Below are 15,506 nucleotides of genomic sequence, written 5' to 3'. Positions count from 1 at the left end.
CTGTAGAAGGGCCGTTTCTCCCAACGGCCCTATTCAGTTATTGCTGGGTTACTTTTTGCCACCCAATAAGTCCAATACTTCCTGCACGCTGGTAGTTTTACTTAAGCGCTCAATCACCGACTCATCATCCAGCGCATTCGTCAGGCTGGTAATAACATGAATATGCTCATTATTACGGGCCGCGATACCAATCACCAAACGCGCCACTTCATCTTCTTCGTCACCAAAGCGCACGCCGTCAGGGTATTGGCAGAATACTACACCGGTTTTCAACACACGGTCTTTCGCTTCAATGGTACCGTGTGGTACCGCGATAGATTCGCCCAGATAGGTGGAGGTCAGTTTTTCACGTTCCAACATCGCTTCAACATATTCCGGCTCAACATAACCGCCCTTCACCAACTGCTCACCAGCGAAGCGAATAGCTTGCTCTTTGGTGGCTGCGTGTTGATTGAGGAAAATATTCTCCGCGCCCAGCTTGAACAAGTTGGCTTCAGAGGCTTCAAAGCTATCGTCCAGCGTTTCAATCACTTTCTGAGTGCTTGCTGTCGTGTTAGCCACCTCCACCAAACGTGCTGTCAGGTTGGTGTACAACTGGCTATCAAGGAAGTTGGTCAACGAGATATGTTGTGCCTGTGGCGCATGGCGCATGGCTCGCTCAGTCAAATCACGGTGGGTGATAACCAAGTCCACATCTTCTGGTAAGTTGTTGATAGCACAGTTAGTCACCGAGATATGTCTCAAGCCCGCATCTTGTACTTTCTTACGCAGCACACCGGCCCCCATCGCACTAGAACCCATACCCGCATCACAAGCTACGATGATTTTACGTACGGTGGTCAGGTCGCCTGCGGCAGCGGCAGCATTCGCCGCTTGTGCGCCTTTAGATTGCGCTTTCATATCTTGCATACGGCGAGTCGCATCTCCCAGACTGTCTTCCTCGTCGTCTTTGACTTTAGAGGTTTTCAGCAAGATAGCAGACACCACGAAGGAGACGGCAAACGCAGCAGCAACTGCAGCAATGTTGGCAAAATAAGCACCTTTAGGTGTCATCGCCAATACTGCCAGGATAGAACCAGGAGACGCAGGTGATACCAGGCCGCCGTTCAGCACAGTCAGAGTGAACACACCAGTCATACCGCCCAGAATAACCGCCAGCAATAAGCGCGGGTTCATCAGCACGTATGGGAAATAGATTTCGTGGATACCACCGAAGAAGTGGATGATAGCCGCGCCACCAGCAGACTGCTTAGCGTTACCTCTACCGAAGAACATGTAAGCCATCAACACACCCATACCTGGGCCTGGGTTCGCTTCGATCAGGAAGAAGATAGACTTACCGGTTTCAGTCGCCTGCTGGATACCCAGAGGTGAGAAGATACCGTGGTTAATCGCGTTATTCAGGAACAGGATTTTAGCTGGTTCGACGAAGATAGACGTTAATGGCAGCAGGTTAAGCTGCACCATGATATGCACGCCTTTAGCCAACACGTGGGACAACACTTCGACCAGTGGACCAATCGCCATAAAGGCCAAAATCGCCAACAGCATACCGATGATACCGGCTGAGAAGTTGTTAACCAGCATCTCAAAGCCGCTTTTGATTTTACCTTCAACCCAACGGTCAAAGTGTTTGATTGCCCAGCCACCCAGCGGACCCACAATCATCGCACCGAGGAACATTGGCATATCCGCACCAACGATAACCCCCATGGTGGTGATAGCACCCACCACACCACCGCGATCACCCCCCACCAAACGGCCACCGGTAAAACCGATCAGCAGTGGTAACAGGTAGGTGATCATTGGGCCAATCAGTTTGGCTAGCGTTTCATTTGGCAGCCAGCCGGTTGGAATAAACAGTGCGGTGATAATACCCCAGGCAATAAATGCCCCGATATTGGGCATAACCATGTTACTGAGGAATCGGCCAAAATTTTGAATTCTGACCTTTGCGTCTGGTGAAAACATAAAACACCCCTATTGGTACGCGCTAACAATAAGAGCGCGATATAATTGTTTTGTTGAGGCAGTTCTGCAAAACCCGCCGGTGTTATCGAATACAAACACGCTGTATGCAAAACAAACTCTAGCATGCTCCTTTATTCACGCGTAGCTCACTGCATTTATGTGACAGAAGTCACACCAAACCCCCTATTATAGGGGTGTGCTTGTTGACGCAGATCACACTAAATGACTGTAAGAAAACCACGACGACGAATTTTTAAGCTACAAAGCCCGATAAGAGTGATATAAATCACATTTTGCGTGGGTTAGTTTGTTTTGAAAATGTGATGTTAATCACAAGTTATTTTTGCTCGTGGAGAGGAGATGAGACATTCACCCTGCTAATAACCTCTCAGACTCAACTCTCGGTAGAAATGTGTAATAAAATAACAGGGGGAAGGGGGCACATTATTGGAGCGGGTTTCGGTTGATATGGGTTTAGTGCTTAGGTTCGGATCAGGTTTCGGTTGATAAACGCTCCGAGGTCATTTTAGCTCAGTCGCCTCAACCGAGTTAAGGCCCATAAGCGTGGGCCTTAACAATCCGCGCTTGCGCACGTATCGCTTGCCTGCGGCTCATCATTACGCTGGCGGGACGGCTTTATTATGGCCTCTTTGAGGCTACCCTTCGGGCCAACGCAAGCGTTGTTCAAAACTGCTTCGCAGTGTTGCCGCATCCCTGCTCATGACGCCTAAATCCGCCGTCCATGGCGGATTTCGCTGACTTCATTCTTCACTCGGCAGCTCAAATGTGCTTTTAAAGTCAAAAGAGAAAATCAAAACCTAAAGCGATGGTTTTGACGTTGAGCGCAATCAGGAATATTGCCGACAAGGAATGAGGGTAGAGTGAGCGGGCATGGACGCCCGCGAAAAGCGCGCTTGAGCAGGAGCGAATCGCGCTGGCTCGTCAGCCCGAAAGACGCGGACGGTTTACCCGCAGGGCAATATTTCGCGCAAGCGCGGGATTGCACAAGGGGCCACGCTTATGGCCCCTTTGCCGGTTGGTTCATCGCAGGTTAAGTAAATTCAGTTACTTTAACAACCGAACTTATTCACTTATCAAATACTAACCGAAAGAATAACTCGATCAGTCCTAACAACCGAACCGATCACCAAATCAAATCAAATCAAATCAAATCAAATCAAATCAACCAAAACCATCACTGCATGACACTCGCAACACTCTTCTGTGCCGTCATCATCGCCGGATACTTGGCGACTAAATTAGCCATCATCGTGTTATATAGCGCTGCTTGCTGTGGGGTCTGGAATTGAACGCCGCCATTATTGAAAGTGACCTGCGTTCCCTGCTGCTGCAAGAAATCACCAACTTGTGCCAGATCCTGCACAAAAGCAGAAATCACCGGCACTGCTGGGATCAACACATTGGCTGGCTGAGTCACAATATTATCGAAAGCTTTATTAAATACCACTTTCAAATCATCAGGCTGTTTCAATGCAGCAACCGCACTATCGGCTTGTGTTTTTGCCGTACGAATCTGTTGCACTAACAAGTTCAATGCACCTGCGGACTGCTGTAATGCATCACGCTTGGCGAGATAATCCTGCGCCACGCGAATCTCATTGATTTGAGCAATCGCCGGGCTCAAGCTGGCATCAACAGATTTGGTAAGCTGCTGTGAAAAAGTGACTAAAATCGCATAATCACTGACATAAGGGCCAAATTTCTGTTTTTGATCTTCGCTCAGTGTTGGCAGTTTCATCCCGCTACGCATCACTGTATTTTGCAGATAATCAATAAAAGCCTTACGTTGTTCTGGCTCTTTATCCCCGCAGGCGGTCAATTGGAACACCACCAGTAACGCCAGTAATGGCGCTAACCAACGTGAATATCGGGCTGTATTCAGTGCAAAAGTCATGTGAAACTACTCCTGTAGTAAGTACTTATTTTCACAAAATCCCATTCTTATCATCTAACGTGAGTAATAAGAATAGCTAAGGGGAGCGATATACGCTCCCCTGTGACCAGCCAAGTACAGAATTACTGTAATAACGAAATATCAGCAACCTGCAAGAATAGCTCGCGTAATTTACTCAGCAATGTCAGACGGTTGATCCGCACTGCATCGTCCTCTGCCATAACCATAACACTGTCGAAGAACTCATCGACCGTTTCTCGCAGAGCTGCCAGTTCCACCAGCGCTTCCTGATAGTGACCCGCAGCAAAGACTGGCTCCAGTTTGTCACGCAACACCACTAAATGTGTTGCCAGTTTCAGCTCTGCCGGCTCTTTTAACACCGAGGCATGCACATGGTCATTCAGGGTATCAGTGGATTTCGCCAGAATATTCGATACACGCTTGTTAGCAGCAGCCAATGTCGCTGCGGCATCCAGGGTACGGAAATAGGTCACCGCCTTCACCCGCGCATCAAAATCAGCCGGTTTGGTTGGACGACGAGCCAGTACCGCCTGAATAGTGTCAACGCTGTGACCTTCATCCTGATACCAGGCACGGAAACGGCCCAGCATGAACTCAATCACTTCATCGACCACGTTGCCATTGGTCAGCTTGCTGCCATACAGGCGCACCGCCTCTTCAGTCAGCGTTTGCAGATCAAGTGGCAAGTTCTTCTCGACGATAATGCGCAGTACTCCCAACGCCGCACGGCGCAGCGCAAACGGGTCTTTATCACCTTTCGGATGTTGACCAATGCCGAAAATACCGGCCAATGTGTCCATCTTATCGGCAATCGCTAATGCACAAGCAACTGGGTTAGATGGCAAATCATCACCGGCAAACCGTGGCTGGTATTGCTCATTCAGCGCTACAGCAACATCTTCAGCTTCACCATCGTGACGGGCATAGTGCATCCCCATCACACCTTGAGTATCGGTGAATTCAAACACCATGTTGGTCATCAGGTCACATTTGGACAGCAGACCTGCACGGGTAGCATGGTTAACGTCCGCGCCAATCTGTGCGGCAACCCAGCCCGCCAATGCTTGAATACGGTCGGTCTTGTCACGCAACGTCCCCAATTGCTGTTGGAACAGCACGGTTTCCAGACGCGGCAAATTGTCTTCCAGACGTTTTTTACGGTCAGTCTTAAAGAAAAACTCCGCATCAGCCAAGCGCGGACGAACCACTTTCTCGTTACCGGAAATAATCTGTTGAGGATCTTTAGATTCGATATTGGCAACAAAAATGAAGTTTGGCAGTAGGCTACCGGCAGCATCGTAAACCGGGAAGTACTTCTGGTCACCTTTCATGGTGTAGACCAGTGCTTCCGCAGGTACTGCTAGGAATTTCTCTTCAAACTTGGCGGTTAGCACCACCGGCCATTCAACCAGTGATGTCACTTCTTCCAGCAAGCTTTCACTCAGATCAGCAATACCGCCAATCTTCTGCGCTGCCAGTTCTGCATCACGCTTGATTATAGCTTTACGTGATTCATAATCAGCGATGACTTTACCGCGCTCCAGCAAAATCTGCGGGTATTGGTCAGCGTTATCAATAGTGAACTCAGCCTCACCCATAAAGCGGTGACCACGAATAATGCGGTCTGAATCGATACCTAACACAGTGCCTGGAATCAATTCGCTGCCTAACAGCAGGGTTACAGTATGAACCGGGCGAACGAATTGGGTTTCTTTATCACCCCAGCGCATCAGTTTTGGAATAGGCAGCTTACTCAGCGCGCTATTCACCATATCTGCCAGCAGTAATTGTGCTGATTGGCCTTTGACATGGGCGCGGTACAGCAGCCATTCGCCTTTGTCAGTAACCAGGCGTTCAGCCTGATCGACAGTAATACCACAACCCCGTGCCCAGCCTTCGGCGGCTTTGCTCGGTTTACCTTCAGCATCAAAAGCTTGCGCAATGGCAGGGCCGCGTTTTTCAACTTCACGATCCGCCTGAGCCGCGCTTAAATCGGCCACTTTTACCGCCAGACGGCGCGGCGCAGCATACCAAACCACCTCACCATGAGGCAGGTTGGCGTTATCCAGTTCAGCAGTAAAGTTGGCAGCAAAAGATTCGGCCAGAGAACGAAGAGCCTTCGGCGGCAACTCTTCCGTGCCGATTTCCACCAGGAAAGTCTGTTGAGTCATGACAGCCTCTTAGTTCTGATTCTTTTTGCACATAGGGAAGCCCAACGCCTCGCGGGAAGCATAATAAGCCTCGGCGACAGCTTTGGTCAGCGTACGAATGCGCAGAATATAGCGTTGGCGCTCGGTCACCGAGATGGCTTTACGGGCGTCCAGCAGGTTAAACGTATGGCCAGCTTTCAGAATGCGCTCATAAGCGGGCAGCGGCAGCGGGTTTTCCAGTGCCAGCAGCGACTGAGCTTCTTTCTCATACTGCTCAAAGCAGGAGAACAGGAAATCCACATCGGCGTATTCGAAGTTATAGGTGGATTGCTCCACTTCATTCTGATGATAAATATCGCCATAAGTGGTTTTGCCCAGCGGGCCGTCGCACCAAATCAGGTCATAAACGCTATCTACACCCTGAATGTACATCGCTAAACGTTCCAGACCATAGGTTATCTCGCCAGTGACTGGTTTACATTCCAAACCGCCCACTTGCTGGAAGTAAGTGAACTGCGTCACTTCCATCCCGTTCAACCACACTTCCCAGCCCAGACCCCAGGCACCCAAGGTCGGGTTCTCCCAGTTGTCTTCGACAAAGCGGATATCGTGGATAGTCGGGTCCAGACCCAGTTCTCTCAGCGAGCCTAAATACAGCTCCTGAATGTTGTCTGGTGAAGGCTTAATGATCACCTGGAACTGATAATAGTGTTGCAGGCGATTTGGGTTCTCACCGTAGCGACCATCGGTCGGGCGGCGTGAAGGTTGTACATAAGCGGCAGCGATTGGCTCTGGGCCAAGTGCACGCAGGCAGGTCATTGGGTGGGAGGTACCCGCGCCGACTTCCATGTCCAGTGGTTGAACAATGGTGCAGCCTTGGCGCGCCCAATAGTCCTGTAACGTCAGGATCAGGCCCTGAAAGGTCTTGGTATCAAACTTTTGCATGTTGGATTCGCACGCGATACAAGTGGATTAAAATGGAATGAGTCAGTATACCCGTTGACCGTAAGATATACAGCCAGAATCCGGCAAGATGCAACAATCAAGATGGATTTGTCGATAAAATGAGCCTTTCACTGTATTCCAACTGATTATTCTGCTCTGCGCCAACAAAGGTAAAGAGTCCGTCGATAGGTTGCTAATCAGCTAATGAACAGCGATCATCCTCTGCTAAGTCAGATAATAAAAAGGAAGACGAGTTATGAGTCTACAACGCTGCGGTTGGGTCACCTCTGATCCTCTCTATCTCGCTTATCACGACACTGAATGGGGTATCCCACGGACCGACAGTCAGGCGCTGTTCGAAATGCTCTGCCTCGAAGGGCAACAAGCCGGACTGTCATGGATAACCGTGCTGAAAAAACGTGAACACTACCGCAAGTGCTTCCATAATTTTGATCCGGTGCGTGTGGCGAAAATGGGGCCAGACGATGTAGAAAAACTGGTGCTGGACAGCGGTATTATCCGTCATCGCGGTAAGATTCAGGCCATTATCACCAATGCACAGGCTTATCTGGCCATGGAAGCCAACGGTGAGGATTTTTCGCGCTTTATCTGGAGTTTTGTTGATGGCGAGCCAAAAATTAACCATTGGTGGTGTCTGGCGGAGTCACCCGCAACCACACCCGTATCAGATGCAATGTCAAAAGCATTGAAAAAAAAAGGTTTTAAATTTATCGGTTCCACCATTTGCTACGCATTTATGCAGGCCAGCGGTTTAGTGAACGACCATCTGGCAAGCTGTTTTTGTCACCCGGATAACGCCGTAAAATGATTCGACCTTACCAACCAAGCGATCTCGATGACCTGATGCAATTGTGGCTGACCAGTACCATTGCTGCGCATCCTTTTGTGGCCGAACAATACTGGCACGAGAGCGCCCCGTTGGTACGGAATACCTATCTCCCGGCGGCACGCACTTGGCTATATTTGTCAGCGGAAACTACCGGTGATGCTAACCCCATTGCAGGCTTTATTAGTATTCTCGAAGAACAACTGGTCGGCGCGCTGTTCGTCACCCAATCCTTGCACGGTAAGGGGATTGGGCAAGCGTTGATGGATTACGTTCAACAGTGCTACTGCGCGCTAACTCTAGAGGTCTACCAACGAAATCAGCGTGCCTATCACTTCTATCGTAAACAAGGTTTTACCGTAGTAGGGAAAACCTATAATGCAGAGACCAAAAACACTATCCTGACCCTGCATTGGCAGCGCCCATTTAACTCATCCCTGCTTTAACTCTCCCTGCATCTGACAAATTTTAATAACCGGTTCAAATCCATAATTGCATTACTCTATTCCTGAGCCTATTTTCCTGTGGGAATTAAGTGAGGGATTTAATATGATAGGGACATTGCTAAATATCCAATTAGCCTTAATTTTCTTAATAACATCCTCCCAATTAGCCATTGCCGATGGCATTAAAATCAGAGAAGTTTGTTTATATTCTGAAGATAAATATCAAGTTGATACTGCCGTAACGGATAACATTGAATATAGTGGATGCAGTAGAAAGGTACGGGATGCCGCAGGCACGCTAGGCTGCACCTTCATCCCCGCATTGGCGATTTATAATTATGTTACCCATAGCCATTGTGATCAGGCGGATAAATTATGGCGTCAGATATCACATTGGTTTTCCGATGATAATCAAGACAAGGTAGTCTTGATTACCGGCAACACTCCTTTACTTGAGCCACAATCCTCCCGCCGCGAAAACAACAATAACCAAGCCAGCCCGCTCGCATTTATATTAAGTAAAGTTCATACGCAATTACATCATCAAGCCCTGACATTACCGGCCAGCGCAAGATTTTGTAAAACCTCGCTAGAGAATCTCCTCGCCGCGCGCTATCCCCGCAGCCCAGATGAAAACTGCCCTCATTGGGTATCAAAAGTCTTGGCAGATTTTACCCTGTTATTCGGTCATTCTGTGCGGGACTGGACACCAGAGCAACTACAGGATGTCGTCACGCGGATTGATGAACAATATACGACGGGCTATGCAGGTAACGATCAGGCCACTGAGGGTCATCTGGTCAGTGGTGTCCGTGCGATTATCCAACAATTGGGCTTGGCTGAAACCATCCGGCAGATCACCCGCGCATTTCGCTATGCCCAATTAAATTATGCCAATTATGTCGAACATAATCCCAACGCCACACAATCACCTGCCGCTGCACAAAGTCTTCCGTTAGGGGAATATTCACTTTCGCTGGAGTCTTATCACTATCCCGCCGAGCCACCTACCGTCCGCATTCGTCAGCGTAATGCATGGGTGACCAGACCCGACTTACATTTTGAGGTGGAGATCATTGATGCCAGCACCACAGATAGATCAACGATTACTCATGCGCACACAGTGATGGACCATTGGTTTAATACTTATCTTTTCACACCATTAGAAACTGACCAGCAAGACAATCCTCTAACTGACCTTGATCGCACCATCAGTGCCGCACGCACCACCAGTACCTCGCTGTTGCTCGAGTTGGAAAACACCAGTAATGACTATCTGTTTGTGGTGGTGCGGCTTGAGGGCGAGATTGTTAGCGTGCTGGGGGCCGCGAAGGGGAACGCTAACGATGAGTTCTATATCGATGTTTCGGTGAGCGCACCGCGCAATGTGCTAACGCCAGATGCAGAGGGAAATATTCGCGGGGCAGGTACCGCAGCAGTGTATGAATTGGCTCGTTATCTGAAAGAAAAGGGGGTGAAAACACTACGTTCTACCGTTATTTCACAACCCTCTGCCCGAGTAAAAATGAAACTAGGCTTCAAACATGATGAGTTTTGATATTCCCCCCCTTCCACTTTTCGGAGAAAACGAATAGAGGTAAAACCATGAAATTAAAAGTCATAACTAATAAATTTATGTTGCTTTCATTAATAATATTATCGCCGATGACCATGTCTCATGAAATGGACCGCGACTGCATTAAGCATAATCATTTATCACCTAATAACAGATATATCCCTCAAATAAACAACACAAAGGTTTGTTTATATAATGAAGATGATTTTCAGGGAGAATCGATGTGCTTATCTCATAAGCAAGGAATCGATTTTATCGATCAAGATGATGAGGTTATTAGAAATGACAGTATATCCTCAATCTCCATTCCAAATGGCATGTTCGCCACCATCTATAAAAATGATAGTTACAATATGCCTTACTTTAATTTAGCCGAGTCAATCGGGCAGCGTGATTTAGCTGCTTTGGATATGGATAATCAAATCAGCAGCGTTATAGTTGCTAATTCTCCCCTTAAAGTCTGTAGTGAACGTTGTATCATTTTAAAGCGAATGCAATTTCCTTTATCCAAAATTTTCGCCTCATACTGGAACAATATAAATCACCCTAACAAACAGGTTTTATTAAGTTTCGATATTAATAATACCAGTGACTTTATGGTGGGTTTACCACAAGCCCCAGTCATATGGTTATCTAACAGAGAACTTTCCATTTTTGGCCAGGTTGGTGACGAACCATTGGTTTTCCATCTCCACCCAGATGCCAATCGTTTATCCCTGACATTCCATTTGAACAGTAACAGGATTGCGATAGATTATATGGAAAGTCGTGGAACCGAACAAATTGCCTTATCGCCCACCATTGAACTTGGCACCTTCCCATTCAATAATTCCCAGTTTGATGCAAGGTTAACCATTAATAACAATGCCAGCCAGCCACTGATCATCGACCAAATAGTGATGGTTGCCAGCACTGAAGATATTCAGCCTGTGCACCACAGAAGCGAACGGGATACCGCCGGAACATTAGGCTGTGCCTTTATTCCCGCGCTGGCGATTTATAATTACGTCACTCACAGCCGCTGCAATCAGGGCGATACGCTGTGGGGTAAAGTAAAACATTGGTTTTCTGATGATAACAAAGATAAATCGGTTGTGATTACCACCAAGCCACCCTTACTTGAGCCACAGCCACAACGCCCAGAAAATAGTGACAGCGCTGGACTGATGTTAACCAAGCTCGACACCCAACTACATAATCAGGCTCTTACACTCCCCGCCGCGGCGCAATTTTGTAAAACCTCGATAGATAATATCCTCGCCGAGCGCTATCCCCGAGACGTAAATTTAAACTGCCAACTGTGGGTAGCAAGAGTATTAGCCGATTTCACGCTGTTATTCGGTGATTCACTGCGCGACTGGACTCTGGATGTTCTACGCCGGGTATTAATGCAAATCCATACTAATGATACCACGGGCTATGCGGCCAGTGATCCGGCAGCAGAAAGTCGCCTGGTGAATGAGGTCCAGTTAGTTGTTCGTCAATTCGGAATAGATGAAACCATCCGCCAACTATCTCAGGCTTTTGATTATACGAGATTAAATTACGCACGTTATTTGCTACATAACCCTACCGCTACTGCCCCTCCCTCTGGTGCACAGCGCTTGCCATTAGGCACCTATTCACTCTCTTTAGCCTCTTATCATTACCCCACCGATCCGCCTACCGTACGAGTGCTTGAGAATGATCAGTGGGTCACCCACCCCGATTTATATTTTGATGTCGATATTTTTGATACCACCATTCCGATACGGCCAGATATCGATGCCGCCTTTATGGATGATGCCTTAGCGGCGGTAGGCGCATGGTCAGACATTTATAACGAGGCGCCCATCTATTACCACATAACTAGCGAACCCTGGTCGGAACATAACCGCACTATCGAAGCCGGGCGGATAAACAACTTCGTCCTGTATAGCGAATTGATCTCTTTCGAAAATAACTATGTGTACGTGGCGGTACGGCTGCAAGGAGATATTGTCAACATTCTGGCAGCCCGCAGAGATGAGACTTTTGAAAATAGTCACGAGAACTACTACATCGAATTTTTTGTGACTGATCCCAACTATGTGCTGCTGCCTGATGATGAAGGAAGTGTTCGCGGGGCCGGTAGCGCCGCACTGCACGGGCTGGCACGTTATCTACAACAACATGGGGTAAAAGTTTTACGTTTTCGCACCCCGAGTCAGCCCGCTGCGCGAGTAGCCACAAAACTCAGCTTCCAGCATGATGAGTTTTGATAGTTAACACTTTTACGGTTTCCTGAAATACCCGGCAGCGAGTAAAGCGCTTTTCTGTGCTTTTTCTGCCGACAAACACAGCATTTAGACTAACGCCACAGCACTATGAGAGTTTTCTCAATGGTATTCCCCCCCTTTTTACCGGATAACGATGGCAGATAAAAACCAGCAACAGGACTTAATGCTGGTTACTGATTTTTTAATCTGCTATTGGGCGACGTTATCTATCTTTTCGCCAAAATAGAGTGCCATTTAAGGGAAATTCAATGAAAAAACGCATTCTGGCCACGGTGGCCGCCGTTGCTGTGGCGCTTACGCTTTCCGCTTGTACTACCAATCCTTATACTGGCGAGTCTCAAGCCGGAAAATCCGGTTACGGTGCCGGTATTGGTGCGGCATTAGGGGCCGGCATTGGTATGTTGTCATCATCGAAACACGATCGGGGCAAAGGGGCGTTAATTGGCGCAGCAGCAGGTGCCGCGTTGGGTGGTGGTGCCGGTTATTACATGGATGTGCAGGAAGCCAAACTGCGTGAAAAAATGAACGGTACCGGTGTTAGTGTCACCCGTCAGGGCGATAATATCGTGTTGAATATGCCAAATAATGTCACATTTGATACTGACAGCAGCAATCTGAAACCCGAGGGTGCCAACACCTTAACCGGCGTGGCGATGGTATTGAAAGAGTATGATAAAACCGCCGTCAATGTGACGGGTTATACCGACAGCTCCGGTGCCAGAGCTCATAACATGACCCTTTCACAACAACGCGCCGACAGCGTGGGTAGCGCACTCATCGTGCAGGGCGTGGCCGCTAATCGTATTCGCACCAGTGGTGCAGGCCCGGACAATCCGGTCGCAAGCAACAGCACCGCCGCCGGTAAAGCACAAAACCGCCGGGTTGAAATCACCTTAAGCCCGCTGTGATTCTTAATACTTTCTCTGCGGATAGTGCCTCAGGCTTTATCCGCATTTTCATTACAGCAGCAGCCAATCGGTCATCATAATGACGCCAATCTAATGCGATAAGTACAACGGCGCGAGCCGGATAGAATATGCTCAACACGCTCAACCGGTACCCCTAACACCTGCTGGAACACGGCTAACTCCGCCCGACAAAAACCCTGGCAACTGGCCGCTGCGGCACAGATCGGGCAGTGATTTTCGATCAACAAGAGTGACCCATCAGCCTCCTGCTGCATTTGTGCCATATAACCTTCACGGCTGCGGATGGCCACCAGCCGCTCAACCCGCTCGGTCACACTATTTGCCCCCACCATCGCCTGACAATATTGAGTGCGGGTTTCCTGTTCGCGGCTATCAATCAGCAACTCAAGGGCGCTGTCACCCAATTGAGAACGGATTAAACCTAAGAGTTGTACCGTCAGTTCGCTGTGCGTATCAGGGAACTGCGCGTTACCCACCTCGGTTAGCTGCCATAATTGAATCGGCCGACCCACACCGCGCGTTTGCGCCTCGGAGACCACCAACCCCTCCTTAGCCAATTTGACGAATTGCTGCCGGGCCGCTTCACCTGTCGTGCCTAAAATCATCCCGGCATCACTCGCTTGCATCGGACCACGAGTTTTAAGCAGCATCAGTAGGCGTTTCGCCACCGATTGTGGCTGACTGGTGGTATGGTCGATATTCATATCTTCCCCGGTATCATTGCTAGGTTTTTTATTTTTGATCAATCAATGCCAGCATAACATTTTCCAAGCGCATGCTTGACTTATTATTAGTAACTGCCCTAAGTTATTCCAAGAATTTACTTGTTTAATTTTATCGTAACCACCAAATCAACTCAACTCAACTCAACTCAACAACCAGATTTCTGGCAGGATAGAAACGTGATAATAAATGATGCAAGCCGTTGGAGTGACCTGTTCTCCGGTAAAAATGCGGCCTTTGCCATAGCCCTGTCAGGTGGTGTGGTGTTACATGCCATCAATATCTACATCGCCACCACCATTTTACCGTCCGTGGTGCTGGATATTGACGGCCTGAGCTTGTACGCCTGGAATACCACGCTATTCGTTACCGCCTCGATCCTCGGCTCTGCCCTTTCTGCGCGCTTACTCAGTGGCTACGGGCCACGTAGCGCATACCTGTTTGCCTCGCTAATCTTTATGCTCGGCAGTGCGTTATGTGCCATGGCACCGAATATGCCACTGATGCTGCTGGGCCGCACTGTGCAAGGCTTAGGGGGTGGTTTCCTGTTTGCCCTTTCTTACGCCATGATTAATCTGGTATTTCCACAATCGTTATGGCCGCGGGCAATGGCGCTGATTTCAGGTATGTGGGGTGTTGCTACCCTGGTTGGCCCTGCGATTGGTGGCATCTTTGCTGAAATGAATGCCTGGCGTTTTGCGTTTTGGACGCTACTCCCCATCACCCTTATTTATGCCATTTTTACCTGGCGAATCCTGCCAGCGGGCCGATCCAATACCACGACAGCGTCGGCATTACCCGTCACGCAATTGATGTTATTAACCGCGATTGTTTTGACTATTTCTGCCAGCAGTATTGCCAGTAGCGGCCTAATAAACATGGTGGGTATGGTGTTTGCCATCTTACTGTTGCTGTTGTTACTGCGCATCGAGTCACGTGCCACCTCTCGGCTACTGCCAAAAGATGCATTGCGCCTTAACTCACCGCTGGCAGCACTCTATATCACCATTTCTCTGCTAGCGATCGGCATTACCTGTGAGATATTCGTCCCTTACTTCCTGCAAATCCTCCATGGTCAGTCACCGTTGATTTCAGGTTATATTGCAGCCACCATGGCGGCTGGCTGGACCCTTTCTGAAGTAATGAGCGCGGGTTGGAAGAAATCAGGCGTCCGCTGGGCGATTATCAGCGGCCCAATTATTGTGCTAGTGGGGTTAGTGGCACTGTCTATCTTGATGCCAGCCGGTTCACTCGGTGGTTGGCAACATATGGTGCCGATCGCTATTGCATTAACACTGGTCGGTTTTGGTATCGGTTTTGGCTGGCCACATTTGCTGACCCGTATTCTGCAAGTGGCTGCTGAAGAAGATAAAGACATTGCCGGAGCCTCGATTACCACAGTTCAGATGTTTGCCACCGCACTCGGTGCGGCGATGGCTGGCATGGTAGCCAACCTCTCTGGCCTTAATTCCCCAGGGGGAGTAGCGGGGGCAGAAAATACCGCCCATTGGCTGTTTATTCTGTTTGCCATCGCACCCGCATTGGCGATTATTACCGCACTACGTTGCGCTGCCATCAGTTCGCATACCCTGACGGCTAAAAATACCGCCCGCAGCGAAGCACAATAATTCGACGTCACCGACCTGCCAACGCAGGTTGGTTTTCATGCGTTGTAACATGACGAAGGTGATTAGCGCTTGATCCCACAATAGTGATCACTGGTAT

General features: G+C 48.8%; 11 protein-coding genes. 6 read left to right on the top strand and 5 right to left on the bottom strand.

What is annotated here, in order from left to right; all coding sequences use genetic code 11:
- Nucleotides 1–48 precede the first annotated feature (48 nt).
- The 4 genes from V1953_RS00165 to glyQ all read right to left on the bottom strand — a co-directional run bounded on the left by V1953_RS00165 (nucleotide 49) and on the right by glyQ (nucleotide 7,002).
- Entirely contained in the window at nucleotides 49–1,971 is a 1,923-nt protein-coding gene (locus V1953_RS00165; protein WP_442850537.1) for a PTS mannitol transporter subunit IICBA, read from the bottom strand.
- 1,195 nt (nucleotides 1,972–3,166) lie between these two features.
- Complete coding sequence (locus tag V1953_RS00160) at nucleotides 3,167–3,886, bottom strand: DUF3053 domain-containing protein (RefSeq protein WP_083161480.1); 720 nt, start codon at nucleotides 3,884–3,886, stop codon at nucleotides 3,167–3,169.
- A 122-nt stretch (nucleotides 3,887–4,008) separates the two neighbouring features.
- Nucleotides 4,009–6,078 carry a glycine--tRNA ligase subunit beta gene (gene glyS / locus V1953_RS00155; RefSeq protein ID WP_372568439.1) on the bottom strand — a complete coding sequence of 690 codons (2,070 nt, stop codon included), beginning with the start codon at nucleotides 6,076–6,078 and terminating at the stop codon, nucleotides 4,009–4,011.
- 9 nt (nucleotides 6,079–6,087) lie between these two features.
- Entirely contained in the window at nucleotides 6,088–7,002 is a 915-nt protein-coding gene (gene glyQ, locus V1953_RS00150) for a glycine--tRNA ligase subunit alpha (protein WP_005186828.1), read from the bottom strand.
- 256 nt (nucleotides 7,003–7,258) lie between these two features.
- Between glyQ and V1953_RS00145 the strand changes: the two genes are divergently transcribed.
- The 5 genes from V1953_RS00145 (at nucleotide 7,259) to V1953_RS00125 (ending at nucleotide 13,037) form a co-directional block, all read left to right on the top strand.
- Nucleotides 7,259–7,831, top strand: a complete 573-nt coding sequence (locus V1953_RS00145; RefSeq protein ID WP_083161484.1) for a DNA-3-methyladenine glycosylase I — start codon at nucleotides 7,259–7,261, stop codon at nucleotides 7,829–7,831.
- Nucleotides 7,828–8,295, top strand: coding sequence for an N-acetyltransferase (locus V1953_RS00140; protein ID WP_083161486.1), 468 nt, complete (start codon nucleotides 7,828–7,830; stop codon nucleotides 8,293–8,295). Before V1953_RS00145 ends, V1953_RS00140 begins: the two co-directional genes overlap by 4 nt.
- Before the next feature lie 103 nt (nucleotides 8,296–8,398).
- Entirely contained in the window at nucleotides 8,399–9,853 is a 1,455-nt protein-coding gene (locus tag V1953_RS00135; RefSeq protein ID WP_442850536.1) for a GNAT family N-acetyltransferase, read from the top strand.
- 239 nt (nucleotides 9,854–10,092) lie between these two features.
- Nucleotides 10,093–12,111, top strand: coding sequence for an exotoxin A binding domain-containing protein (locus V1953_RS00130; RefSeq protein WP_442850535.1), 2,019 nt, complete (start codon nucleotides 10,093–10,095; stop codon nucleotides 12,109–12,111).
- A 266-nt stretch (nucleotides 12,112–12,377) separates the two neighbouring features.
- A complete protein-coding gene (locus tag V1953_RS00125; protein ID WP_442850534.1) occupies nucleotides 12,378–13,037 on the top strand; it encodes an OmpA family lipoprotein in 660 nt (219 codons plus the stop codon).
- A gap of 74 nt (nucleotides 13,038–13,111) precedes the next feature.
- On the opposite strand, the gene V1953_RS00120 is transcribed toward V1953_RS00125, so the two are convergent.
- The gene (locus V1953_RS00120) at nucleotides 13,112–13,762 is read right to left on the bottom strand and encodes a helix-turn-helix transcriptional regulator (RefSeq protein ID WP_372568435.1); all 651 of its coding nucleotides are present in this window, start codon (nucleotides 13,760–13,762) and stop codon (nucleotides 13,112–13,114) included.
- A gap of 204 nt (nucleotides 13,763–13,966) precedes the next feature.
- Between V1953_RS00120 and V1953_RS00115 the strand changes: the two genes are divergently transcribed.
- Nucleotides 13,967–15,409 (top strand): MFS transporter, encoded by a 1,443-nt coding sequence (locus V1953_RS00115; RefSeq protein ID WP_193784851.1) that lies wholly within the window; start codon nucleotides 13,967–13,969, stop codon nucleotides 15,407–15,409.
- Nucleotides 15,410–15,506 lie beyond the last annotated feature (97 nt).

The sequence above is a fragment of the Yersinia sp. 2541 StPb PI genome (genome assembly GCF_052217145.1).
Classification (GTDB): domain Bacteria; phylum Pseudomonadota; class Gammaproteobacteria; order Enterobacterales; family Enterobacteriaceae; genus Yersinia; species Yersinia enterocolitica_E.
This window is presented reverse-complemented; position numbering and strand designations above follow the sequence as displayed.